Here is a 25,520-nt window from a genome sequence, read left to right as displayed (position 1 = left end):
TTTGGAGGTATTACATGAACTTTGAAGAAAGAAGACGTCTATTTGAATCGCACTTTACTGATTTGGAAGATGATATTTGTGATTATATTAGTGCGAATAAAACTCAAATCCAGGATGTCAAAATAATTGAATTAGCTAGACAATTTTATACTGTTCCTAATACCATTACGAGATTATGTCATAAACTTCAATATACGGGATTTTTGGAACTAAAAAAATCGCTATGTCAAGAGAGCTCGGATAGGCAAGCAGGGCAAGAAAAAACTTATTTAGATTTTGTTCATAAAAATATTGATTTAATAAAACAGATTGAACATAAGAAAGTTATTGAATTATTTTGTAAAAGTAAACAAGTTATTATTTTTGCAGTTGGTTCAACGGCTTTTGTGGCAAAAATTTTTGTAGATACATTAAATGCTGTAGAAAATAAGTTTTATTTTATCGAGTATGAGCATGAATTACGAAAACAAGTAAATCAAAAGGAAAAGAAGACTATCCTCTTTATAAGTCTAACCGGCGAAACTGAACCGGGCTTACAACTGGCAAAGGATGCAAAGTCACTAGGTCATCAAGTCATTTCCCTTACTCATTTTGCGGATAATTCCTTATCAAAAGTTGCTGACCTCGAGCTATATTGTATTAGTCCGAAGAGGACTTATGATGGTTCAAATGTAACGGACAAATTGCCCCTACTGATTGTTCTAGAGAGACTCTTCACATCCTATTCTGAAAGGTGAAAGCATGCATTTTACGATTGCAATTGATTCTTTTAAAGGCTCTGCCACTAGTAGTCAGCTCAATGCGGCGGTGGAAGCTGGTATTTTGGCTGTCATGCCGGAAGCAAGGGTGACCAAGGTTGCCATTGCTGACGGGGGCGAGGGGACCATTGCTGCTTTAGCAGAAAACTTAGATGGGGAATTTATTGAGGTTGAGACCCTTGATTTGTTAAAAAGACCGATTATGGCAAAGTATTTGAAGGTTGGCAACATGGCCTTTATTGAGTCGGCTGAGGTTGTGGGTCTGGATAAGATTGTGCCGACTTCGGAGACTTATCGTCAGGCTACTTCGTTTGGGCTTGGAGCTCTCATTTTGGATGCAATCGACCGTAACTGTCAGAAAATTTATCTAACTTTGGGAGGGACTGGCACCTCTGATGGGGGTTATGGCCTTTTAGAAAGTCTGAATTTTTCATTGACAGGCGACTCCTTCCAATTGCCCTCTCATGTTGAGCTGATTGGTTTGACAGATGTCACCAATCCCTATTACGGCCTCCAGGGCTATGCTGCTGTTTTTGGAGCACAAAAAGGTGGAAGCCCTCAAGATATTGCTGACAGTGATGCTTGGGCTAGGTCTTTTGCGAAAATGGTTAGCACCCAAAGAGGGCTTGACCTACAGAGCATATCCGGTACGGGTGCTGCGGGAGGCCTAGGCGCTGCGATCAGAATTCTCGGTGGCAGATTAGAAGCAGGCTTTCCTAGCATTGCAGACCTCATCGGTTTAGAAGAACAGATCAAAGTGTCAGACATTGTCATCACTGGTGAAGGCCAACTGGATATGCAATCCAAGTCTGGAAAAGTTCCAGTTGGTGTAGCTAGAATGGCTCAAAAACATGGCAAACCGGTTATTGCCCTTTGTGGCAGTATTTCTCCTAAATTTACCAACACTTCTGACTATTTCACGGGAGTCTTTGCCATCCAAAGACAAGTCTTGACCCTAGCCGCAGCTATGGAGACGGAAAGAACTTTGGATAATGTTAAGAAAGTTATGGAGAACATAATAGCTCTTATGGCCTTAGATTAAAAAACATAAAAAGAACACTTGGAAAAACTCGACAATTTTTTAAAATATTACTCTTAAATCCTAAATAATTTTGTTAATTATAAAGAAAAATCCCCAAAAATAGGCACTTTTCTATGAAAAGTGCTTCTTTTTTATGATGAATAATAGGTTTTGGCTATAATTATCATTATATTTATCAATTTGTTGCATGAATGCGTTTACGTTATAATGACATTATAAAAATTAAGGAGAAAAAAATGACAGAACTTACAGTAGTTGAACAAATTGGTAAATGGGTTGATGCGAAATCATTTGAAGACTTATCTAAGGAAGAAATCGCAGCATTAAAAGGTCGTGTTCTTGATGCTATTGGGTGTGCAATTGGATCTTTAGAGAGTGAAACAATCAAAAGCATTCAAAAAATGACACATGATTTAACGAAAGATGGTTCAGCAACTTTAATCGGTGGCGGTAAAACAACTCCTGATTACGCAGCTTTATTCAATGGTGCAACTATTCGCTATCTAGATTACAATGATTCATATCTTGCAAAAGGCGAAACTTGTCACCCTTCAGACAATATCTCAGCAGTTCTTGCTGCGACAGAACATAATGGTGGAACTGGTAAAGACTTCTTGCTTGGTTTAGCAATTGCTTATCAAATTCAATGTCGTTTATCAGATGAAGCTCCTGTTCGTAAACATGGTTTTGACCACACAGTTCAAGAAGCTTATGGTGCAGCAGCAGGTGCAGCGAAAGCATTAGGTTTAGATGCTAAACAAATTGCTAACGCTATTTCAATTTCTGGAACAAGTTACAACTCACTTCGTGTAACAAGAACTGGTGCTTTATCAAACTGGAAAGGTTTGGCTGCTCCGAATACAGCACGTGGAGCAATGTCTTCAGCTTTACTTGCTAAATATGATATCACAGGACCTCGTGAAGTTTTTGAAGGAAATAAAGGTTTCTACGAAACAATTGCTGGTCAATTTGAGATTGATTGGGAAAATGAAGGTTTAGGTCGTGTCCTTGACACAATCATCAAACGTTACAATGCTGAAATTCATTCACAATCATCAATTGAAGGATTGATTGAATTCCGTAATAAAGAAAATATCCCAGCAGAAGACATTAAAGAAATTCGTTTAGATACCTTTGATGTTGCCTTCAATATCATTGGTGGTGGTGAAGAAGGTGAGAAGAAAACAATTCGTGTTAAAGAAGAAGCCGACCATTCACTTCCATACATGCTTTCTGCAGCTTACCTTGATGGGCAAGTATTGCCAGCTCAATACGAGCAAGACCGTATTTTAGCTGATGACATTCAAAGCCTCCTTCAAAAAGTGACTGTTAAAGAAAATCCAGAGTTTAGCCAACGCTTCCCTAAAGAAATGGCTATCAAGCTTGAAGTGGAAACAAATGATGGTAAAGTATACGAAATCAATAAAGATGACTACCAAGGTTTTACTTCACGTCCAGCAACATGGGATGTTCTTTTAGAGAAATACAATTTATTGACAGCGAATATCGATTCTAAATTAGCTTTAGATATTGCGGATACTATCAATCGTTTAGAAGAAATTGAGATTAGTGAATTAACAAATCTTCTTGCAAAAATCTAATTCACAATAAGGAAAGGAAGTTGCTATGTTAGTAGAAATACCTGTTAGTATCTATCGTGGTGGAACAAGTAAGGGTCTTTTTATCGACGAAGCTAACCTTCCAGTAGAAGAAGATGCCCGTAATCTCATTTTACTGAAACTCATGGGAAGTCCAGATACTAGACAAATTAATGGTCTGGGCGGAGCTGTTTCAACAACAAGTAAAGTTGCCATCATTTCAAAAGAAGAAAAAAATGCTTGGGATGTTAATTACACATTTGCTCAAGTATCAGTAGATAAGCCTGTAGTTTCCTACTCTGGAAACTGCGGGAATATCTCATCTGCTGTCGGCATCTATGCTATTGAAAACCAACTTGTTGAAATAACTTCTCCAATGACAAAGGTTGCTGTTTATAATACAAATACCAAGAAAGTTATTAATGAATATATCCCAACACCAAATGGTCAACTGACTTATGAAGGTGATTTTGAGATTTCTGGAGTTCCAGGGAAAGGTCTCAAAATTGAATTGGAATTTTTAGATCCTTCGGGTGCTTTTTCTGGCAAATTACTGCCAACTGGCAGACTCAAGGATGAGATTGACTTAGAAAATGGTAATAGGGTAACTGTGTCCATTGTCGATGCAGCAAATCCTTTAGTCTATCTCAAAGCAGAAGACCTTGATTTACAAGGAATTGAAACACCAGAAGAAATTGATAGTAATGTTCCTTTGCTAAGTCTTTTGGAAGAAATCCGTGGTAAAGCAGCTGTATTAATGGGAATCATTGATGATTACAAAGATAGTGCTGTCATAACGCCAGGGGTTCCTAAAATGACTCTGATAGCAAGTCCGATTGACTATCAAACAACAGGAGGGGTATCTATCGCTGCTAATGATTATGACTTAAGTGTCAGAATGATGAGCATGCAAAAGGCCCACAAATCAATTGCGTTAACAGGTGCGCTTTGTACTGGAGCAGCAAGTTATATTGAAGGTACTTTAGTGCATGATTTATTAAAAAATAAAAATCAAGATAAAGCTCTTGAGATTGGTCATAGTAGTGGTAAAATTACAGTTTCTACCTTGGCACAAAAACAAGACAATAAACAAGAGATTCAGTCAGTGTCAAGTTATCGTACAGCAAGAAAATTGATGACTGGTACTGCTTATATAGAGGAGGCATAGCGGATGCTTGCAATACTAGGTTATTTAATGATCGTGACCTTTATGGTCTTACTTTTGACAAAAAAGATGACACCTTTTAATGGTTTAGTCTTAGTCCCAGTTGTCTTTGGCTTAATTGCAGCACTTGTAACAAAGACCCCAATTTTAGATGCTTTCCAATGGATTTTTGAGGGACTTTATTTCAAACCAGGTGATGCAGGAAAAATTACTGCCGGTGTTGCACCGACAATTACTCTGTTACTTTTTGCCATTCTCTATTTCTCAGTAATGCTTGATGCTGGTCTCTTTGATCCTTTAGCGGTCTATATGATTAAATGGGCCAAGGGAGATCCGATGAAGATTACCATCGCCTCTGCCCTCATTACACTTGCGGTTTCACTTGATGGTGATGGAACAACAACCGTATTAATTGTAACTTCAGCCATGCTTCTTATGTACAAAAAAATGGGCATGAAACAGATTTACCTAGCAGCTATTATAGGTTTTGGTAATTCTGTTATGAACTTGGTTCCTTGGAGTGGTCCAATGGCTCGCGCAATGCCTGTACTAAATATTGGCCCTAAAGAATTCTTACTACCAGTATTGCCAGGAATGTTTGCGGCCGGACTATTGTGTATTTTCCAGGCTTACACTTATGGTAAGAAAGAAAGAAAACGCCTTGGTTATAAACCAGGCATGGGTATCTTAACGGATGATGAAACAGAACATATTATTTCAGATGTTACCTTAAATAATATTCAATACAAACGACCAAAACTGATTTGGTTCAACTTAGCTTTAACCATTGCTATCATGGTCTTGTTGATTATGGATGTGATTAATGGTGGTATTCTCTTCCTTTTAGGAACTGGTATCGCTTTAATGGTCAATTATAAAGACCTTGATTTACAAAATTCACGTCTATTAGCTAATGGTGCAGAAGCCTTAGGACCTGTTTCACTTGTCTTTGGTGCAGGTGTTATTATGGGAATCTTAAATGGTTCAGGCATGAGTAGTGCTATTGCGACACAATTAGTATCTATGATTCCAGAAAACCTAGGTTCCTATATTCCCTTTATCCTAGCTTTAATCTCCTTGCCAGGATTATTCTTCCTGCCAAATGATGCCTTCTATTTTGGAATTTTACCGGTAATTGCACCGATTGCCTATAGCTATGGTGCAACACCAGTGGAAATTGGGGTAGCCTCTTTAATGGGTCAAGCTGTTCGTTTTGCTAGTCCATTAGTTGCCTTCTTATATGTCTTAGTAGACCGTACTGAAGTTAGCTTTGTCGATTATCAAAAAGAATACTTAAAATGGGGTTTAATCAGTTTTGTTCTACAAACTGCCATTGCCATTTTGACAGGTGCCATCCCACTTTAAATGGTATCTTTACAAATATCAATAAAGCTTTTAGCATAAGAAGGCAACTGTCGATTTTTGCGATAGGCTACAATCAAATCAACATAAAATGGAATTTTTAATGAAAAGAATGACAATTTATCTGTGATTAAATGTTTAGTATGACTATTGTTGATGAAACAAACACCTTGATTATTAGCAACCAGATTTGTAGCAGTTTCAATATTTCTGGTTGCTAATATTTTATCTGGATGGAAATCATGTTTGGTGAATATGGTATCAGCCACTTGACGGGAAAACTGATCAGGTTGGTGGAGGATAAAAACTTCCTCTTTCAAATCCCTTAAATCAAGAACTGGGAATTCGTGTCGGTCATCTCTGATTGCTTTAGGACATAAAGTGTGTTTCGTTGGGAGTGCAAGTAGTATTTCTTCGGACTTAATTTTTTCGGTTTGCAGATGATCATAACTATCAGACCGGTTCATTAAGGCTAAATCAACATCCCCATTTTCAACTAAACTAGGGAAATTTGCTGATGAGGATTCATTCAAAAGAATATCAACATTAGGATAGATTTCCTTAAATATAGGCAAAAGAACAGGAACTAAATAAGAACTCCGCAATAAAGGAATGGCAATTTTTAAGCGACCGTATTGATTGTCTTGAATATTTTGAAGACGATCATAAAAGTCTTCTTTGATTCTCAAGATTTGAAGTCCATATTTTAAAAATTCTTCCCCAAGGTAGGTGAGTTCGAATTTCTTGCCATGTTGGATAAAGACATCAAAGCCTAAGCGTTGCTGCATATTTTTGATGTAGGTGCTTAAGGATGGTTGTGTGATATAAAGTGCTTCAGCAGCTTTCGTGATACTTCCATGGTCTAAGATAGCTTTAATATATTCAATATCTTTGATTTCCATATGTGATTCCTCGACTTAGTCTTTAGCGTCATTATAGCATAGGTTTTTTATCAAAAACAATGCTATAATAGCAGTATCTTCGGTATTATTTTATATAATATATTTAGTGAAAAGCCACCAGTTTTGTAAGGGAAACTGGTGGTTTTATGTTTTAGTAATGGATAACATTAGCTTGTTTTTGGATATTATCAATGATCTCTTGCGCCTCTGGACGGTTTAAGTAGTCGAATGTTGATTGAGGGACTAGAGCTTTGATTGCAGAAAGGTTATCTTCTTTGATATATTGGCGAACAGTTGATGCACTAATAGCTTGACCATCACTTTCAATCCGAGGAATAATGGTACAGTTTATCCCATTTTGAGGTAAGTTTTCTTGCATGATTCTGTTATAGAGGTTTGTCACCACACTTGTTGGTTCATCTCCTACATATCGTCTGCTAATGCTAAGTTCTTTTGCAATGGCCACAAAAATGCTTAAGTCTAGTTGTGCTTGACTTCTAATAACACTTTCTTGATCTTTTTGAAAGTAGCTTGGGAATGTTGCTTGACTAATAATATAAGGACCTGTTTCATGGTAGACAATATTGTTCAGATGCGCTGTACCAGCAAGGATTAATTCTTTGCGAACCTTAAATGGAATTAAGCTACTATCCTGACTGACCATGAAAAGGTGGACAACCTTGTTTTCTGCAGCAGCTTTTTCCACCAAATGAAGATGGCCTAAAGTAAAAGGGTTGGCGTTCATGACGATGGCTGCACTCTCTTGAGTCGTCTTGCTTTCGTCCTTGAGCTTTTTGAGGTAATCGGCAAAGCCAGACTTGCGATTTTCCATGAAGGTGACCAGATGAGGAATTTCGGCGATAGTATAAAAGCCTAAGTCTTTGAAGAATTTACTGGTCTCAGGTTTCGTGTAGACAAAGAGATGGGTGTTACCACGCTCAAACTGGATGCTAATCAGATGGGTGACCAGGATATTGAGAAGGGCGGCACCGCTATATCGTTTACAGATGGCAAAGCAACGTAGGGTATTTGCAAATAAGCTCCCAGTAGCGATTAATGTGCCGTCGTCCTCGAAGATACCACAGGTATAGTCAAGATTCTGGTCGCGTTTTATTCCAGCATCTTCCAATAATTGCGTAACTTTGGCCTGATTAACCTTGTCTGAAGGGAAAATTTTTGAAACGGTAAATTCTGACATAGGAAATCCTCCTTTTCTGGAACTAATTCCTTTCTATTATACCATTGGACGCCTTTCTAAAGAGTATTAGGAAGTGTTTTGGCTTTGAAAAGACATTAAAAAGACAGCAAATATCAGATTATTTCTTCGATTAAACTAGAATGATTGTCCATATCGTGCTAAGATGATTAATGAATAAAGATTTGAAAGAAAAAATAGATTGGAGAAGGCGTGATCACTTTTGAAATAACACTCTTGGTAGGATTAATCGGTGGCCTAGTGGCTAAAAAATTAAAAGTGCCAGGTGCATATATGATTGGTAGCATGATTGCTGTTGCTTCTGTCTCGATTTTTACAGGACAAATGGCTATTGCCCATCAATTTAAAATACTTGCTCAAATCATTAGTGGTGCCTATATAGGACAGCAGGTTTCAAAAAGGGATTTCATGAATCTCCCACATTTGGCAAAAGCCATAGCGGGGCTGATGACTCTCTTTACCCTCAATATGTTTGTCTTAGGGTCTGTCTTTATGATCTTTTTTAAGATGGATATGATGACTGCTTTCCTTTCTTGTTTGCCTGGAGGTATTGTTGATGTTTCTCTAATGGCCATTGATATGGGGGCTAAGCCAGATATTGTGGCAACTATGCAATCTGTTCGCTTGATTGGTATTCTATTAATTTTGCCTGCTTGGGTTTCTTTTATTACAAATCGCTTCGCACCAGAGCTAAGACAAGGAGCTGCGACTGCTTCAAAACAAGTAGGGAAAGCAGGACAAGTGTTGACTGGCAAGAATCGACTTAAAAATGACTTACTCATTCTGCTAGTGGCAACCATTGCAGGCTTGATTGGCAATGCCTTAGGTGTTCCCGTTGGCGCACTTATCTTTGCACTTCTAGCATCTTCCGCTCTGAAAATAAAAAAAGAAACGGTGCAGATGACAAAGTCCATTAGGTCCTTTGCCCAAATTTTAGCAGGTGCTTTGATTGGTACTAGTTTTAGCCATGAGAGTTTATTGGATATGAAAGACCTTTTTATTCCTATTCTCCTCATGCTTGGCAGTTACATGTTGATTAATGGCTTTTTCGGCTATCTCATGTATAAACGTGGGCTTTTGGATATTCAATCGGCTCTCTTTGCCTCTTCCCCAGCTGGCGCTACAGATATTTCCTTGTTAGCAGGAGAACTTGGTGGTGATATGCCTAAAATTGCCGGCATTCAGATTAGTCGGACCATGTACACCGTTATCATCATGCCCTTGTTAATCAAACTCATTTTTCATCTTTTCCACTAAAAAAACAGGTTGCTAAATGGCAACCTGTTTTTTGGTTATATGAGTTTTTCTAAAAAAGCAAAGTAGAAGGTAAGTGCTAATAGGTCCGCAGAACCACCTGGACTGAGATTACGTTTGACCATGCTGCAGTTGTAATCTTCTAAGGCACAAACGATCTGTTCATAAGTATTGTTCTTTTTAAGCAAGGCTTGGCTTTCAGCTTGTACCTGATACATGTCTTCAATGCTTCCTCGGTGGATGACATTAGCATCTTCAACAAATGTCATCAGGAAGAGTAAAAGTCGTAGTTGTTGTTCATGACTTGACATTTCCGTTTTCGCTAACTGCCGTAGATAAGGTAATGCCTTTTCCCCGATACTAGGATAACCTTGACTGGCTTCGCCTCTTGGCCCCTTTATACCATAGTTTAAATAGAGTTTTTCACCATAAGTCAATTCTGTTTTGCTCTGCAAATCGCCTAAATCCATTTCAATTAAATGGCTGGTCATTGGGATGATAGCTTGACAAATGGCTTGGCTATTTTCCGCCGAAAAAGAGGAAGGGTTGTCTAAAAGTTCTGGATGTTGGGCGAGATAGGCGCCGGTCGAACCTAATAGCAAGGCGAAAGAGAAGTTGACTCCTTTATGGGTGTTGATACCTTGAGTAGCTTCAAACATAGATTTCTCAGCTAATATACCTTCTTGCCGCAAGAGTTCAAAGAGTTCTTGTGGCTCCTTTTGATGGTGGGAATAACCCAGCTCTAGATAGCGCTGGAAGTGGGGAGCAAGAGCCAGAGTAGAATCAACGAATGTTGTCAAGGTCATGTCCGTATGAGATCCATTATTTGCTCCATCAACAAGCCCCGGCTTTGGGGTTAAGGTTACTTCGTAGAGTAAAGCTTTTATGGCTAATTGACTGAAATAAGCCAATTTATCTGTCTGGATCATTGTCTTGTTCCATTTCTTGAATAATGAAATCTAAGGAGTGGTTTAAATGCTCATGGGTAATTAAGGTAACTTGTTGGTAATCCTTGTTCTTCATACCACGATAAATCATCCAATGTTCATCGAGTGCCTTACGCCGCCGGTCATCCGAGGAAATAGAGATGCGACGGAAATAGAGTAAATAAGCTTGCAATTCAGAAACGATTTCTTTCAAACGAAGCATTTGACTTTTTTCATAAATCAAATTGTTAAAATCGTTGAAATTTTTTAAGACATTATCGATATTATGCTCTAGTAAATAACCTTCACAAGTCTCTAAAAGTTCCTTCATCTCATCAAAATCGGCTTTTGTCATCTTGTTCATGGCAGTGGTTGATGCGAGAGTTTCTAGTGATTTCCGAATTTCAAAAATTTCGTGCGCATCTTGTAAACTGACACCTTTAACGATAATCCCTCTGTTTGGGATATGTTCAACTAATTTTTCCTCCTCTAGGACACCCAATGCGTAACGAATAGGAGTCCGGCTGATATTTAGTTCAGTAGAGAATTCTTTTTCATTAATCCGTGTGCCGGCAGGAATTTCTCTGAGGACAATGGTTTTTTTGAAGGCTTCGTACAAGGCGATTTTTAGAGGTATATTTTTTGATAATTCTAAGTTATTTTTGACCAATTGTGTTATTGAAGTCATAGGGTCTCCTTCTTGCTTTTCTTTTCATTATAACTAAATTTTGTTAATAAATATAGGTTGAGCTAGATTGAAGAGTATTATCTATTAATTGAAAAAAAGGTTATCCTGCAAGGAGAATAACCTTTTTGGCGGAGGTAAATCACATTATTGTGGAATATAAATTGGCATGTGTCCCATAAGAACAATTGTGACGATAAAGATAATGAAGATACCAAGGGCATATTTACCAGCAGTACGCTGCCATTCTCCCATATCTAATCCAGTTAAACGAAGAAGTAGGTAAATGAAAGCAACTAGTGGACTGAGCAAGTGGAAAGCTTGACCCATTAGGGAAGCTAAGGCCATTGACATATTATCGAAACCATAACGAGCTCCAGCTTGAGCAAGTACTGGCATAATACCGTAGTAGAATCCATCATTTGAGAGGAAGAATGTTCCTGGAGCAGATAGGAGGGCGATAATTATTCCCCAGAAGCCAGCTAATTGTTTAGGGATAATTGTTGTAAAGCTTTGTGCTAATGCATTTGCCATACCTGATCCTTGGAATAATCCCATAAAGATTCCGGCAGCAAAGACGAGAATAACAACTTGAACAGCATCACCGGCATTGTCACCGATACGTTTTGATTGATCTTTTAAGTTTGGATAGTTAACCATCAAGGCAACAATAGTTCCAACGGCAAAGAGTAGTAATGAAGGGACTTCGATTGCTGAGATAAATGAACCAGCAACCAACCATGCGATTAAGACAATAGTCATAATCCCATTGAAAAGGAATAAATCAGGACGGCGGGTTGCTTCTTTTTCAGGATCAGAAATTTTAGTTAATTTGCTCATTTCTTCATCTGAAAGGTGAGTGATCCCAAGACGTTTTCGTTCTTTACGCCCCATACTTGGAGCTACAAAGAAGATTACATAGAGTAGTGAAAGAATCATTCCTGGTGCTAAGTAAGCTAGAATTTCTGAACCAACGTTAAGAACTGACATGGCGCGGGCCGTTGGGCCACCCCATGGTAGTAAGTTCATAATAGTATTTTGAAGGATGATTAGAACACCTAAGTTCATAACCTTCATGTTCAATTTTTGATAAATTGGTAAGAAGGCAGAAACTACAATTAGTGTAGTTGTTGTACCGTCACCATTCATCGATACAGCTGCAGAAACAATAGCAGTTGCCATCAAGACTTTCATTGGATCGCCTTTAGCGAAGCGAATCATTTTTTCTGTAATCGGGTCAAATAAACCAGTATCTAACATGATTGAGAAGTATAAGATTGCGAAAAGCAACATAATACCAGTTTTGGCAGTTTGGTTAATACCATATAAAACCATAGGTCCAATAGCTGATAAGTTATTGGCAAGTTTTTCCCCACCTAATGATTCAACAAAGGCTGGGTCCGCTTTGATATCAGCAACACCTGTAAGGAAGGCGATAATGGTGAATACCAAAGGTATCATGACTAGTGCTGATAATGGCGACATTTTCTTAGACATTACAACGTACATGAAAATAGCAATCATAGCATAAGCTAAAATAGTGAGTAACATAAGCATCTCCTTTTATAAAATATATTTAGTGATAAATTTAGTATTTGCTTAAATGACTAACAAAAAAGGAACATTAAAAAATCTGTCTTCAAGCAAGTAACAACCATAGTTTATATGAAAGCGTTTGAAAACGAAAGCGCTTTTTTAAGAAAAAACAATAAAAAAACATAAAAGAGAAAAATATTTTCAAAATAGAAATAATTTTTTCAATGATATTATCAGAAAATGAAAAAACACAAAAAAGCCAAAAATAAATGCGTTTTCATAATATAATAGACTTAGAAATAATCCTACGAAGCTACAAGGCTTATATGATTCAATGAGTTGAAAGGAGGAAATAGATGGGAATATTGCAACGTCTATTTGGTAAAACCAAAGAAGATAAAGTAGTAAGAAGTCCAGATACGATAACGGTTAATCAAGAAAAAGATGATTGGGAACTATTACCTGGTTATATTCCAGCTGAACCTGAAGATACTCGACTTGTTACTTTAATTGCCAGTTCGATTGCTGCGAGTGATCAATCTGAAAGTGAATTTAAAGTGAAAAAGATTTGGCAAAGAAATCCTGAAGTTGTTACGGTTTCTTTAATAGCAACGAGTATTGCCAGTATTGATCGTCCAGATAGTCAATTAGTCGTAAAATCTGTTTATCGCAAAAAATAATTAATATAGGAGAATAAAAATGTTACGCAAATTCAAAATTAGTATTGATGGAAAAGAATATATGGTTGAGATGGAAGAAATTGGTGGAACACCAGCACCGGCACCAGCACCAGCACCGGCACCAGCACCTGCAGCATCTACACCTGCTGCAGCTGAAACACCAGCTCCAGCACCAGAAGAAAAAGCAGCGCCTGCGGCACCGGTAGCACCTGATAGTGCAGATGCTATGGCTTCACCAATGCCTGGAACAATCTTAAAACTTCTTGTAAATGTTGGGGACAGCGTTACGGAAAACCAACCATTAATGATTCTTGAGGCAATGAAAATGGAAAATGAGATTGTTGCTAGTCAAGCAGGAACAGTTTCAGCAATTCACGTTTCTCAAGGACAAACAGTTAATGCTGGTGACGGTCTTATTACAATTAATTAAAAAAATAAATTTAGAAAAGGAAGTGTCTCGTGGAAATATTAATTCAAGGTATTACATCGATCACCATCCCGCAAATCGTGATGATGCTCATCGGTGGCCTATTAATGTATTTAGGTATTAAAAAAGAATATGAACCAACTCTTCTTGTTCCAATGGGACTTGGAACAATTTTGGTTAACTTCCCAGGGACTGGGGTCTTAACCCAGGTTGTCAATGGGGTTCATCAGGAAGGTGTCTTTGATACCCTCTTCAATATTGGTATTGGAACAGAGTTATTCCCTCTCTTAATTTTTATTGGTATTGGAGCAATGATTGACTTTGGTCCATTATTACAAAATCCATTTATGCTTTTATTTGGAGCAGCTGCCCAATTTGGGATTTTCTTTGTAGTAGTTGTGGCTGTTATGGCCGGTTTTGATATTAAAGAAGCTGCTTCTATTGGTATCATCGGTGCAGCAGATGGTCCAACTTCCATTTTTGTTGCTAACCAATTGGCACCAAAACTATTAGGTCCGATCACAGTTGCGGCTTATTCTTATATGGCCTTGGTACCAATTATTCAACCATTTGCAATTAAAATGGTTACAACTAAAAAAGAACGTCAAATCCGTATGACTTATAAAGCGGAGAGTGTTTCAAAATTAACAAAAATTCTTTTCCCAATTGTTATTACATTCGTAGCTGGATTTATCGCCCCAATTTCGTTACCACTTGTTGGTTTCTTAATGTTTGGTAACCTTCTTCGTGAGTGTGGCGTATTAGATCGTTTGTCAATGACAGCTCAAAATGAGTTAGTTAATATTGTATCAATCCTTCTAGGGTTAACCATTTCTGTAAAAATGCAAGCTGAATTATTCTTGAATTTCCAAACCTTGATGATTATTCTTTTTGGTTTAGTTGCCTTTATTATGGATTCTATTGGTGGTGTTGTTTTTGCTAAAATCTTAAATCTTTTCCGTAAAAACAAAATTAACCCAATGATTGGTGCAGCTGGTATTTCAGCTTTCCCTATGTCAAGTCGTGTTATTCAAAAAATGGCTACCGATGAAGACCCTCAAAACTTCATCTTGATGTATGCTGTTGGCGCTAACGTTTCAGGTCAGATTGCATCGGTTATTGCAGGTGGCTTATTACTATCATTCTTTAGTTAATAAGGAAGAGTTAGAAGAAAAGGAAAACAAGATTATGAATATGGAACACTTAGTCATGGCTTTTGAGCTGATGGGATTAGGTATGGCAGGAGTATTTATTGTATTAGGTATTCTCTATGCTGTAGCAGAACTTCTCATCAAGCTATTGCCAGCAAAATAAAAATTGTAAATGAATTGCCTAACATCTAAAAAGAGATGTCAGACATCAAAATAGAAGAGGTATATTTATGGAAATTTCACAAACTGCTGTTGCAGGAAGTCTGGAATCAAGCGACATTATGGTAACAGTAAAACCTGGAGCAAATGGTATCACTATTGATTTAGAAAGTAGTGTTGAAAAACAATTTGGTCGTCGCATCCGACAAGTCATTGAAGAAACTTTGAAAAACTTGGGCGTTAATGATGTCGCTGTTCAAGCAGTAGATAAAGGTGCTTTGGATTGTACCATTCAAGCTCGTACAATCGCAGCTGTTCATCGTGCAGCTGGTGTAGATCAATACGACTGGAAGGAGATTGACACATGGAACGTTTAAGAAGAACAATGATGTTTGTCCCAGGTGCAAATGCAGCAATGCTTAGAGATGCTCCTTTATATGGTGCAGATTCAATTATGTTTGACTTGGAAGATTCAGTATCATTAAAAGAAAAAGATACTTCACGCGCTTTAGTTCATTTTGCTTTGAAAACTTTTGACTATAGTTCAGTTGAAACAGTTGTTCGCGTCAATGGATTAGATACAGTAGGAGCTTTAGATATTGAAGCAGTTGTCCTAGCCGGAGTTAATGTTGTCCGCTTACCAAAAACGGAAATAGCTCAAGATATTATTGATGTTGAAGCTGTTATTGAACGTGTTGAACGTGAGAACGGAATCGAAGTCGGTCGTACAAAAATGATGGCAGCCATTGAATCCGCTGAAGGCGTACTAAATGCACCAGCCATTGCTAAAGCATCAGACCGTTTAATTGGTATTGCTTTAGGTGCTGAAGATTATGTGACAAATATGAAGACACGTCGTCATCCAGATGGGCAAGAATTGTTCTTTGCACGAAGTATGATTCTTCATGCCGCTCGTGCTGCTGGAATTGCAGCTATTGATACTGTTTATTCTGATGTTAATAATACAGAAGGCTTCCAAGACGAAGTTCGTCTAATCAAACAACTTGGTTTTGATGGTAAATCAGTCATCAATCCACGCCAAATTCCATTGGTCAATGAAATTTATGCACCAACTGAAAAAGAAATTCAAAATGCCAAAGAAGTAATTTGGGCTATTCGTGAAGCTGAAAGCAAAGGTTCTGGTGTTATTTCCCTTAAAGGTAAAATGGTTGATAAACCAATCGTTGAACGTGCAGAACGTGTTATCATGTTAGCAAAAGCTGCTGGATTACTTACTGAGGAGGATTTATAATGGTTGTCAATAAAGTTAATCGCGATATTCCTCAAGAATATGCTGATGCATACGGCGTATTCGAAGGTGAATTAGCACATATTAAAGAGTATCAAGAAGTGAGTCGCAATATTCGTCCTGTAAAACCTCAAGACGATAAAATGTTAGCAAACATTCGTGAAGCAATTGAAAAAACGGGCTTAAAAGATGGCATGACGATTTCATTCCACCATCATTTCCGTGAAGGTGACTATGTTATGAACATGGTCTTGGATGAAATTGCCAAAATGGGAATCAAAAATATTTCTATCGCACCAAGTTCAATTGCTAATGTCCATGAACCATTAATCGAACATATCAAAAATGGCGTTGTGACAAATATTACGTCTTCTGGTCTTCGTGACAAAGTCGGCGCAGCAATTTCTTCAGGAATAATGGAAAATCCAGTTGTTATCCGTTCACACGGAGGTCGTGCACGCGCTATTGCTGCCGGTGATATCCATATTGACGTTGCCTTTTTAGGGGCACCAAGTTCAGATGCCTATGGAAATGCTAACGGTACAAAAGGGAAAGCTACTTGTGGTTCTTTAGGTTATGCCATGATTGATGCAAAATATGCAGATCAGGTTGTGGTTATCACAGATACCTTGATGCCATATCCTAATACTCCAATTTCAATCCCACAAACAGATGTCGATTATGTCGTTGTTGTTGATGCTATTGGAGATCCTGAAGGAATTGCCAAAGGTGCAACTCGCTTTACAAAAAATCCCAAAGAGTTGCTCATTGCTGAGTATGCCTCAAAAGTTATTACCAACTCTCCATATTATAAAGAAGGATTCTCATTCCAAACGGGAACTGGCGGAGCCTCTTTAGCAGTTACACGTTATATGAGAGAGCAAATGATTAAAGATGGTATCACAGCAAGCTTCGCTTTAGGTGGCATTACAAATGCCATGGTTGAATTGCTACAAGAAGGATTGGTAGAAAAAATTATCGACGTTCAGGACTTTGACCATCCATCAGCTATTTCTTTAGACCAAAATAGCCACCATTATGAAATCGATGCTAATATGTACGCTTCACCATTAAGTAAAGGTTCTGTTATCAATCAATTGGACACTTGTATCTTATCAGCATTAGAAGTTGATACTGATTTCAATGTGAATGTCATGACTGGTTCTGACGGTGTCATCCGTGGTGCATCTGGCGGTCACTGTGATACAGCCTTTGCAGCTAAGATGAGTTTAGTGATTTCTCCACTAGTACGTGGCCGCATCCCAACCTTTGTTGATCAGGTTAATACCGTTATTACACCAGGTACAAGTGTTGATGTCATTGTTACTGAAATTGGTATTGCGATTAACCCTAATCGTCCAGATTTAGTTGAGCATTTCAAAGACTTGAAAGTACCACAATTAACTGTCCAAGAATTAAAAGAAAAAGCTTATTCAATTGTTGGTCAACCAGATGCTATTGAGTATGGGGATAAAGTCGTTGCATTGATTGAATACCGTGATGGTAGCTTAATTGATGTCGTCCGCAATGTCTAAGACAAGTATTTTTACAGGTGAGAATGTTAGTCTGGAAGAAATGATGGCTGCCAGGGAACAACGAAGCTTCCGGCAACTATCATTATTCAAGAAGTATCCCGATACTAATCTCCTATCGGTTACCATGAATATACCAGGCGCTATTAAAACTTCACCAAAATTAAAGCAAGTTTTTGAAGAAATGGTCGATCAGATTGAAGTTAGTCTAGCTGATCAAGAGATTCTTTTTAAGCATTACTTACCCTTAAAAACAGGATCAGAATATTACCTCTTAACGACATTATCGGCACAAGACTTGAAAAAGAGAATGATAAATCTTGAAACTGAGAATAGTTTAGGACGATTATTTGATTTAGATGTCCTTTGGCTCAATAGAGGTAAGATGGAAGCCATTAGTCGCCAGGATTTAGGACTAGCAGCCAGAAAATGTTATGTTTGTGCTGATAATGCAAAATCATGTGGCAGGTCTCGGAAACATTCAGTAGAAGAAATGCAAGCTGTTATCAGTCAAATTATTACGTCCAACAAAGAAAAAGAGGAGGAATAAAATGCCAAAAATCCGTATTACGGAAACGGTTCTTAGGGATGGTCAACAGAGTCAGATTGCAACACGTATGACAACTGAACAAATGTTGCCAATTCTGGAGAATCTGGATAATGCTGGTTATCATGCATTAGAAGTATGGGGTGGAGCAACCTTTGATTCATGTCTACGTTATTTAGACGAAGATCCTTGGGAACGCCTACGTACAATCCGTAAAGCTGTTAAAAAAACAAAATTACAAATGTTACTTCGTGGGCAAAATTTACTGGGTTATCGTAATTATGCAGATGACGTGGTTTGTTCATTTGTTCAGAAATCCATTGAAAATGGTATCGATATTATCCGTATTTTTGATGCCCTTAATGATCCTCGAAATCTCCAAACAGCTGTTTCAGCGACAAAGGAATTTGGAGGTCATGCCCAAGTAGCTATTTCATACACGACAAGTCCGGTTCATACAGTCGATTACTTTGTTCAGTTGGCAAAGGATTATGCTCAAATTGGCGCAGATTCGATTTGTATTAAAGACATGGCAGGAGTGCTTACGCCACAAACGGGTTATGATTTGGTTAAAGGTATTAAGGCAGTGGTGGATTTACCTTTGGAAATCCATACACACGCGACAAGTGGTATTTCTGAGATGACTTATCTTAAAGTGGCTGAAGCTGGTGCTGATATCATTGATACTGCAGTGTCTTCATTTGCTGGAGGAACAAGTCAACCAGCTACTGAGTCACTCGTCATGGGACTAGAAGAATTAGGATTCCAAACGGGTATTGATTTAAAAGAAGTCGAGAAAGTAGCTGCGCATCTTAACACGGTTCGTGATCACTTCCGTGCTGAAGGTCTGCTGAATCCAAAAGTCAAAGATGTCGAACCAAAAACCTTAATCTATCAAGTACCTGGTGGGATGTTGTCAAACTTATTAAGCCAATTAACCGAACAAGGTTTGGCTGATAAATATGATGAGGTACTTGCAGAAGTTCCACGTGTTAGAGCAGACTTGGGATACCCACCATTAGTTACACCTTTATCACAAATGGTAGGAACGCAGTCTCTCATGAATGTTATCTCAGGCGAACGCTTCAAAGTTGTTCCAAATGAAATTAAAGATTACGTTCGGGGTTTATATGGACGATCACCAGCACCTTTAGCTGAGGGTATCAAGGAAAAAATCATTGGTGACGAAGAAGTTGTTACGATTCGCCCAGCTGATTTAATTGAGCCACAATTACCAACGCTTCGTGAGGGAATTGCCAAATATGCTAAGTGTGAAGAAGACGTTCTAAGTTATGCTTCCTTCCCTAAACAAGCTAAAGATTTCCTTGGTCGCAGAGAAGATCCTTTCTACGATGTACCTGTCCAAGAAGTAAAAGTTAGCCTTGATTTAAACTAAAAAAACGCTAAGTGCACGGCACTTAGCATTTTTTGTTAGTTTAAAATTCTGACAATATCTTGGAACTTTTTGACACTTTCAGAAATGATAGCATTATCTTTATTATCCTCAGCTAGTTTTTCCAAATATGATAAACGGAAACGCATTCTTTCTGCCAGTAAAGTTAGGTAGTCAGTATTGTTTTCGTCGACAACAAAGTCCTCTATATCTAAATATGAGAAGCCCGGCAATTTGTCAAAATCTTGGAAATGAGCTGTCTGATCAATCACTACTTCAATGCAGGAAAGAGTTGTTTCTTTGCCAATATTTTGATTTAAATAGTCTCCTGTATTGATAATGTAGCAGTCGACTCCGGATGCAAATAGCTGATAGAATTTCTCGAAGTCTTCTTGCAGTGGATAAATTCGGAAAGGGTTAGCATATGGCTCGATAACTAATGTCCCTAAGTCACCAGCAGAGTTTTCGGCGTTTGAACGCTTTGTCATTAAGGTGCAACCTAAAGCTGAAGCCATGACTGGGTCTGTAACCTTGACTAATGGTGGTAAGGAGTCATCTTTCATGATCCAATAGATAGCAGAAATTGGGTCATGGACGCAATCGACACGGTCAGGAGTAGAAAAGCGAGATTTAACCGTTCGGCCATTGCCATTACGGATATCCTCTGTGACCAAAACTTTATGACCATCACTGTCTAAAGTGACACCACAATTTTGAACAGTTAAGAAATAGTCCTGTTCAGGATGACCTGCTGGGTAGTCACTGGTTTTATCAAAATAGGCAGGTTCCAATGCTACTGAGGAACCGTCTTTATTAGAAATAATGAAGGCATCATCGTGTAGGACTTGAATTGGATATTTACAATCGTGTTTGGCATGTGTCAGAGTTGATTTGCCGGAACCTGATAATCCAAAGAATGATGCTACATAAGTTTCTTTGTTAGTTTTGAATTCTTTTAGGCCACCATGACAGGCGACATAGTCATTACGAGCTGCGCTTGCCCAGGCTAAAGTCAAGGTTGCTTTTTTGATTTCACCAAAGTAATTTAAGCCTAAAATTGCTGCGACATTGTGATCTTTATCAAAATAAGCTAAGCCATCAGGATAGTCTTCATGGGACCAATCTGGATTAAAATAAATGTATATATCATTTTCTTCATATCTTTGCGAACTTTGAAGCAGTTTCAAATAGTCATTATTAAGAATTTGAAAGTTTAATAGCCAAGAATACATATTATTACTTTCGCTTTTAGGCATCATAATGTTGGCCTGCATCATGAATTGTTGATCTAAGCCTACGACGGCTTTTCCGGAAATAAAAGGGAGAAAGCTAGATTGGTATAGTTCCTCACGTAAAATAGCAGCTATTTTTTTGTCTTCTTCACTATCCTGCCCCCAAAGACGTCTGGCTTTAGCAGTCCTTCCAACAACTGCACCACCGTTAGCTACTAGGACTCGGGTATCTTCAGCTAGTCCTAGTTCTTGAGCTTTAGTAATGATTTGATCTAAGATAATAGTATTTGGTGCCGAGGACGCTAGTTGATAGGCCTGATCCAAATTGTCAATGGCTTGAACATTGTTGCCATAAAAGGCAGTTTCAATAAGCGTTTTTAGCATTGAAAATTGGGGATTGTCTTGACGGATAGTTTCTTTTTCGAAACGGTTTAATGTTGCCATAGGCTTTCTCCTTTGATTTATTATATTCATTCTATCAAATGAAAAGGCTTACAACAATAGTGAGTTATCATAGAAACAGTTTAGGAACACTTTAAGCTTATCTCTCTTCCTCTGTAATCCGAGAATAAGCAAAGCGTTCGGTTTCAATTTGTTGGGAGGTTATTTGGCGGAAGGCTAGGTTGGCATCGTAATCTTGGCGGAAATAGATGGAGTAGAGGATGTCTAATAGATAAGTGATGGAAGCATCCGTTGCGTAGGTTCCTATTTTTGAGTAGAGTTTTTCTTTAGTTGATAGGCGAAGCGTCAGGTCTGCTAGAGCTTGCAATGGGTTTTCACCCAGACTGGTTAGAGCAATAATGGGGATTCTCTTTTTCTTTAGAGTTTCCGCAATCTTCATCAGACTGGCAGTTCCACCCGAGTATGAAATGATGATGGCACAGGAGTCTTCTTTGGCTAGGAGGGCATCAAAGTGAACTTCCCCATGGAGGTCATGGATTTGCACGTCTTTTTGCAGCCGTTTCATGTTATGGGCGAATTCACGCGCATTATGCAAATTATTGCTGGCTGCGAAGATGTGCACCGTGGAGGCGGCTGTCATGTAGGCGACAGCCTGGTTTAGCTCCTTGTTTTTCAAGAGCGACAAGGTTTCATCAATGGCTTCCTTTTTCAGCTTAGCGATTTTACTAGCAATCTCCAAATTATGATCGCTTTTAGAAAAGGGCAGGTTGGCATCTTGGGCGTCGGCTTGTTGACGCAAGTAGTTGAGCTCTTCCAAGTAGGCTTTTTTGAAGTCAGTCCAGCCGGAGTAACCTAATTTTTTGGCAATTCTCACCAGACTCGATTTGGAGGTAAAAGTAGCTTCGGCAATTTTTCCGACGGACAGGTCGTTGATGTTGTCGCCTTCCTTCAAGATAAAATCCACTACCTCTTGTTCACTTGGTGAAAATGACTGTAATTCTAACTTTTCGATTAAAAACATATGCTCTTCCTTTTTTTGAAACATGGTTTCAATTTTTCTGCTTCTTTTGGGGAAAATTTGTGAACAGTGGTTCAAAATTGTCCTGGTATCTTATCATCTATTATAACAAATGCTATTATTAGAGTAACTCGAAATAATTGGTTTTTGAGGTAGAAGGAGATTCCAATCAACAATGACGTTTTTGCGGAGCATTTTAGCCTATTTTTTTGCGGCAATGATGATTAATATCTTCTGGCCCTTATTAGCGACACCATTTGGTCCCTATGCCGGTTTCATTGCTGGAGCTCTTGTTATTGGCCCAACCTGGTTTATCTGCCACTATAAAGGCTTTATTAGTCAGGGCAAGCATTTAGCTCTTGATATGGGGGGAGCCATTGCAACTTCTGTTTTAGTTAAAACAGCTTTGAATGCTAGTTTTTCAGAATCCTTGGCCGCTCTACCAACTTTTTTAGCAATAATCATTGGTGCTATCTTAGCTGGTTGGTTTTATTGGAAAATTGAAGGAGCTGAAAAATGACAGTCTTTCAATTTTTAACGACCCTTCTGGGTGGCTTTCTTTTACCCTTTACCATCTTAATGGTTTGGGGGAAGATGGTTGATCATTTTGGCGCAAAAGGTGGTTTCTTAGCAGCATTTATCATTATCGGACCCATCTGGTTTTTAAATCATGGTATGGCTAATCCCTTAATCCATCAGGGCTCATCAGTCTTTATCGATATGGGTTATGCCACAGCGATTGGTCTCTTTGCTTACGGTCTATTCCGTGGGCTAGGTCTCAAGGTTCATCTTCACAATCTAGGGGCAATGCTGATTGGCGGTTGTCTTGCTGGTATTGTGATTCATATATTGTTTTAATAAATAGGAAAGAGGAGAAAAGATGACTTTTCCAAAGAATTTTTTATGGGGTGGCGCTCTAGCAGCCCATCAATTTGAAGGCGGTGTTCTTGAAACATCTAAAGGGCTAAGTGTAGCAGATGTTATGACTGCTGGCGCCCATGGGGTTCCGCGCGTGATTACTGACGGTGTCGTGGAAGGTAATTATTACCCCAACCATGTTGGTATTGACTTCTACCATCGTTATAAAGAAGATATTGCCATGTTTGCTGACCTGGGCTTCAAATGTTTCCGTACCTCAATTGCTTGGACACGTATTTTCCCAAATGGAGATGAAGCTGAGCCAAACGAAGAAGGCTTGCAATTTTATGATGACATGTTTGATGAACTCTTGAAATATGGCATCGAGCCGGTGATTACCCTCTCTCACTTTGAAATGCCATACCATATTGCCAAAGAATATGGTGGCTTTATGAGCCGTAAGACAGTGGACCTCTTTGTTAAGTTTGCCGAAGTGGTATTCCGCCGCTACAAGGATAAAGTCAAGTACTGGATGACTTTCAATGAAATCAACAACCAAATGAATTATCATAATGATATCTTTGGTTGGACCAATTCAGGGGCGCATTTTGGTGACTATGAGAATCCCGAAGAAGCTATGTATATCTGTGGACACCATACCCTATTAGCATCAGCCCTTGCTGTTAAAATCGGAAAAGAGATTAACCCAGATTTCCAAATCGGTAACATGATCTCTATGGTACCAATTTACCCATTTTCTTGCCGTCCTGAGGACGTCTTGCTGGCTAACCAAGCCATGCATGACCGCTGGTTCTTCTGTGATGTGCAAGTGCGTGGACACTATCCAGCTTACGCCTTGAAGATGTTTGAACGTAAAGGATTCAAAGTTGGCATCACTGAAGAAGACAAAGAAATTTTGGCAAATGGTAAAGTGGATTACATTGGTTTCTCTTACTATATGACTAACGTTGTTGATTCTCAAAAAGAAATGGCTGATTTATCAAAAACAATTGAAGCCTCTAACCCATACAATGTTAAGAACCCATTTATCAAAGAATCTGATTGGGGTTGGGCAATTGATCCAGTCGGCATGCGCTATGCCTTGAATCAATTCTACGAACGCTATGAATTACCACTCTTTATTGTGGAAAATGGCTTTGGTGCCATCGATATCAAAGAAGAAGATGGTTCAGTTCATGACCCATACCGCATTGATTACTTGAAATCACATATCCAAGAAATGGAAAAAGCCATCAATGAAGATGGCGTTGACTTGATTGGTTATACTCCTTGGGGCTGTATCGACTGTATTTCATTTACAACAGGAGAAATGAAAAAACGTTATGGTTTCATCTATGTTGACCGTAATAATGACGGTTCAGGAACCCTTGAACGGAGCAAAAAAGACTCTTATGACTGGTACAAACAAGTCACAGCAAGTAATGGGGAAATCCTTTAATATAAAGCAAAAAGCCTTCCGTGTGGAAGGCTTTTTGCTTTAAGATTTTTCTTTCAAAATCAGACTGATCGTAAGCACAAGTAGTGTAGTCGCCAGTGTTAGTAGGGTTAAGGAATGAATGCCAAAATCTTTAATGACGATAACGGCAATACTTAAGCCAAAGACTTGGCCTAATTGGATATTGGAGCTGTTGAGGCTAAGGATGAAACTGGATTTGTTTTCGTTTGTTGTGGCAATGCCAGAATTTAATTGGAGATCTTTATACCAGCCCATAAATTCAAAGAGAAAGACTAGAATCAGTGTTATCCACATGACATGGTGGAAGAGGTACAAAAGTCCAGTTAGTAAGGCTTGTGTACTAGTACCTATTAAGAGAGCTTTTTTATAACCAATTTTATCGCAAACATAACCTGCAAAAAGATTGCCGACAAAGCAACCAATCCCCTTAATAATCAGGTAGATACTGAGGAAACTATTAACCTGTGGGAAAAGTTTCAATAAGTAGGGTGTAATATAGGTAAAGAGGGCTCCATAGCCAAAAAAGATTATTAATGAACTAAAGAGGACGAAAAGTATTTCCTTGTTTTTTAAGAGTTGGAGTTCGGTCTTGAAATTGACTTCTTCATCATTGTCACTCTTTTCCAGTGGTGACAGGTGTCGGATTAAATAGAGTAAGGAGAGAAGCATTAAAAAGACTAGGAAGGCATAATCGATTTTCTAATCAAAGTAGTGCGACAGCAAGCGGGTTAGGGGCATACCGATGACAAGTGACATGGACGCTCCCATTAATAATTTTGCCAGGGTTGAACCCAGTTTTTCTGGTGGTGATAAGATAGCGAAGGTGCCTAATGCCAGCACCCAGAAACTGTTGCCGGTAATTCCCGTCAGGAAACGGATCAAAAGCAGTTCTTCAAAACTTCTGGCCATCAGCATCCAGATGCTAGCGACGATTGTCAGCAGAAGCATGAT

25 protein-coding genes and 1 pseudogene are annotated in these 25,520 nt (G+C 38.6%); 18 read left to right on the top strand and 8 right to left on the bottom strand.

What is annotated here, in order from left to right; genetic code table 11:
* Positions 1-14 precede the first annotated feature (14 nt).
* The 5 genes from A9Q68_RS06810 (at position 15) to A9Q68_RS06790 (ending at position 5,928) form a co-directional block, all read left to right on the top strand.
* The gene (locus A9Q68_RS06810) at positions 15-737 is read left to right on the top strand and encodes a MurR/RpiR family transcriptional regulator (RefSeq protein WP_071793938.1); all 723 of its coding nucleotides are present in this window, start codon (positions 15-17) and stop codon (positions 735-737) included.
* A gap of 4 nt (positions 738-741) precedes the next feature.
* Positions 742-1,800, top strand: coding sequence for a glycerate kinase family protein (locus A9Q68_RS06805; protein WP_071793937.1), 1,059 nt, complete (start codon positions 742-744; stop codon positions 1,798-1,800).
* A 236-nt stretch (positions 1,801-2,036) separates the two neighbouring features.
* Positions 2,037-3,401 (top strand): MmgE/PrpD family protein, encoded by a 1,365-nt coding sequence (locus tag A9Q68_RS06800; protein ID WP_071793936.1) that lies wholly within the window; start codon positions 2,037-2,039, stop codon positions 3,399-3,401.
* Positions 3,402-3,426: 25 nt separating this feature from the next.
* On the top strand, positions 3,427-4,566 hold the full coding sequence (locus A9Q68_RS06795; protein WP_071793935.1) for a 2-methylaconitate cis-trans isomerase PrpF family protein: 1,140 nt from the start codon (positions 3,427-3,429) through the stop codon (positions 4,564-4,566).
* Positions 4,567-4,569: 3 nt separating this feature from the next.
* The gene (locus tag A9Q68_RS06790; RefSeq protein WP_071793934.1) at positions 4,570-5,928 is read left to right on the top strand and encodes a CitMHS family transporter; all 1,359 of its coding nucleotides are present in this window, start codon (positions 4,570-4,572) and stop codon (positions 5,926-5,928) included.
* On the opposite strand, the gene A9Q68_RS06785 is transcribed toward A9Q68_RS06790, so the two are convergent.
* Together A9Q68_RS06785 and citC are read right to left on the bottom strand one after the other, a co-directional pair.
* Complete coding sequence (locus tag A9Q68_RS06785; protein WP_071793933.1) at positions 5,925-6,827, bottom strand: LysR family transcriptional regulator; 903 nt, start codon at positions 6,825-6,827, stop codon at positions 5,925-5,927. The two genes, A9Q68_RS06790 and A9Q68_RS06785, sit on opposite strands and share 4 nt — an antisense overlap.
* Before the next feature lie 151 nt (positions 6,828-6,978).
* Complete coding sequence (gene citC, locus A9Q68_RS06780) at positions 6,979-8,025, bottom strand: [citrate (pro-3S)-lyase] ligase (RefSeq protein WP_071793932.1); 1,047 nt, start codon at positions 8,023-8,025, stop codon at positions 6,979-6,981.
* Between the two features lie 210 nt (positions 8,026-8,235).
* On the opposite strand from citC, the gene A9Q68_RS06775 reads away from it, so the two are divergent.
* Positions 8,236-9,300, top strand: coding sequence for an AbrB family transcriptional regulator (locus A9Q68_RS06775; protein WP_071793931.1), 1,065 nt, complete (start codon positions 8,236-8,238; stop codon positions 9,298-9,300).
* A 35-nt stretch (positions 9,301-9,335) separates the two neighbouring features.
* Here the strand turns inward: A9Q68_RS06775 and citG are convergent, their stop codons facing one another.
* From citG to A9Q68_RS06760, 3 genes are all read right to left on the bottom strand, one after another.
* Complete coding sequence (citG, locus tag A9Q68_RS06770) at positions 9,336-10,226, bottom strand: triphosphoribosyl-dephospho-CoA synthase CitG (protein WP_071793930.1); 891 nt, start codon at positions 10,224-10,226, stop codon at positions 9,336-9,338.
* Entirely contained in the window at positions 10,210-10,911 is a 702-nt protein-coding gene (locus A9Q68_RS06765) for a GntR family transcriptional regulator (protein ID WP_071793929.1), read from the bottom strand. The genes citG and A9Q68_RS06765 overlap by 17 nt, the downstream gene beginning before the upstream one ends.
* Before the next feature lie 144 nt (positions 10,912-11,055).
* Complete coding sequence (locus A9Q68_RS06760; protein ID WP_071793928.1) at positions 11,056-12,459, bottom strand: CitMHS family transporter; 1,404 nt, start codon at positions 12,457-12,459, stop codon at positions 11,056-11,058.
* Between the two features lie 341 nt (positions 12,460-12,800).
* Between A9Q68_RS06760 and A9Q68_RS06755 the strand changes: the two genes are divergently transcribed.
* The 9 genes from A9Q68_RS06755 to A9Q68_RS06720 all read left to right on the top strand — a co-directional run bounded on the left by A9Q68_RS06755 (position 12,801) and on the right by A9Q68_RS06720 (position 19,585).
* Positions 12,801-13,124, top strand: a complete 324-nt coding sequence (locus tag A9Q68_RS06755) for a hypothetical protein (RefSeq protein ID WP_071793927.1) — start codon at positions 12,801-12,803, stop codon at positions 13,122-13,124.
* A 19-nt stretch (positions 13,125-13,143) separates the two neighbouring features.
* The gene (locus tag A9Q68_RS06750) at positions 13,144-13,554 is read left to right on the top strand and encodes an acetyl-CoA carboxylase biotin carboxyl carrier protein subunit (protein WP_071793926.1); all 411 of its coding nucleotides are present in this window, start codon (positions 13,144-13,146) and stop codon (positions 13,552-13,554) included.
* 29 nt (positions 13,555-13,583) lie between these two features.
* Positions 13,584-14,705: a sodium ion-translocating decarboxylase subunit beta gene (locus A9Q68_RS06745; protein WP_071793925.1), complete on the top strand. Its 1,122-nt coding sequence runs from the start codon at positions 13,584-13,586 to the stop codon at positions 14,703-14,705.
* A 34-nt stretch (positions 14,706-14,739) separates the two neighbouring features.
* Positions 14,740-14,865 carry an OadG-related small transporter subunit gene (locus A9Q68_RS11065; RefSeq protein ID WP_276204047.1) on the top strand — a complete coding sequence of 42 codons (126 nt, stop codon included), beginning with the start codon at positions 14,740-14,742 and terminating at the stop codon, positions 14,863-14,865.
* A gap of 67 nt (positions 14,866-14,932) precedes the next feature.
* On the top strand, positions 14,933-15,238 hold the full coding sequence (gene citD, locus A9Q68_RS06740; RefSeq protein WP_071793924.1) for a citrate lyase acyl carrier protein: 306 nt from the start codon (positions 14,933-14,935) through the stop codon (positions 15,236-15,238).
* A complete protein-coding gene (gene citE / locus A9Q68_RS06735; protein ID WP_071793923.1) occupies positions 15,226-16,113 on the top strand; it encodes a citrate (pro-3S)-lyase subunit beta in 888 nt (295 codons plus the stop codon). Before citD ends, citE begins: the two co-directional genes overlap by 13 nt.
* Positions 16,113-17,645, top strand: coding sequence for a citrate lyase subunit alpha (gene citF, locus A9Q68_RS06730; protein WP_071793922.1), 1,533 nt, complete (start codon positions 16,113-16,115; stop codon positions 17,643-17,645). Before citE ends, citF begins: the two co-directional genes overlap by 1 nt.
* Positions 17,638-18,192: a citrate lyase holo-[acyl-carrier protein] synthase gene (gene citX / locus A9Q68_RS06725; protein ID WP_071793921.1), complete on the top strand. Its 555-nt coding sequence runs from the start codon at positions 17,638-17,640 to the stop codon at positions 18,190-18,192. Before citF ends, citX begins: the two co-directional genes overlap by 8 nt.
* A 1-nt stretch (position 18,193) precedes the next feature.
* Entirely contained in the window at positions 18,194-19,585 is a 1,392-nt protein-coding gene (locus A9Q68_RS06720; protein WP_071793920.1) for an oxaloacetate decarboxylase subunit alpha, read from the top strand.
* A gap of 35 nt (positions 19,586-19,620) precedes the next feature.
* Here the strand turns inward: A9Q68_RS06720 and A9Q68_RS06715 are convergent, their stop codons facing one another.
* A complete protein-coding gene (locus tag A9Q68_RS06715; protein ID WP_071793919.1) occupies positions 19,621-21,258 on the bottom strand; it encodes a phosphoenolpyruvate carboxykinase (ATP) in 1,638 nt (545 codons plus the stop codon).
* A gap of 97 nt (positions 21,259-21,355) precedes the next feature.
* Complete coding sequence (locus A9Q68_RS06710; protein ID WP_071793918.1) at positions 21,356-22,237, bottom strand: MurR/RpiR family transcriptional regulator; 882 nt, start codon at positions 22,235-22,237, stop codon at positions 21,356-21,358.
* A gap of 172 nt (positions 22,238-22,409) precedes the next feature.
* Between A9Q68_RS06710 and A9Q68_RS06705 the strand changes: the two genes are divergently transcribed.
* Genes A9Q68_RS06705 through A9Q68_RS06695 form a run of 3 tightly spaced genes read left to right on the top strand, consistent with a single transcriptional unit; the run spans position 22,410 to position 24,551 of the window.
* Positions 22,410-22,754 carry a Lin0368 family putative glycerol transporter subunit gene (locus A9Q68_RS06705; protein ID WP_071793917.1) on the top strand — a complete coding sequence of 115 codons (345 nt, stop codon included), beginning with the start codon at positions 22,410-22,412 and terminating at the stop codon, positions 22,752-22,754.
* Entirely contained in the window at positions 22,751-23,092 is a 342-nt protein-coding gene (locus A9Q68_RS06700; protein ID WP_071793916.1) for a Lin0368 family putative glycerol transporter subunit, read from the top strand. The genes A9Q68_RS06705 and A9Q68_RS06700 overlap by 4 nt, the downstream gene beginning before the upstream one ends.
* 22 nt (positions 23,093-23,114) lie before the next feature.
* A complete protein-coding gene (locus tag A9Q68_RS06695; protein WP_071793915.1) occupies positions 23,115-24,551 on the top strand; it encodes a 6-phospho-beta-glucosidase in 1,437 nt (478 codons plus the stop codon).
* A gap of 39 nt (positions 24,552-24,590) precedes the next feature.
* On the opposite strand, the pseudogene A9Q68_RS10580 reads toward A9Q68_RS06695, so the two are convergent.
* Positions 24,591-25,517 (bottom strand): annotated as a pseudogene (locus A9Q68_RS10580) (MFS transporter).
* Positions 25,518-25,520: the final 3 nt, after the last annotated feature.

The organism is Streptococcus bovimastitidis, assembly GCF_001885095.1.
GTDB classification, from domain to species: domain Bacteria; phylum Bacillota; class Bacilli; order Lactobacillales; family Streptococcaceae; genus Streptococcus; species Streptococcus bovimastitidis.
The sequence above is the reverse complement of the archived record's forward strand: the minus strand, read 5'-3'. Positions and strand labels throughout refer to the sequence as shown.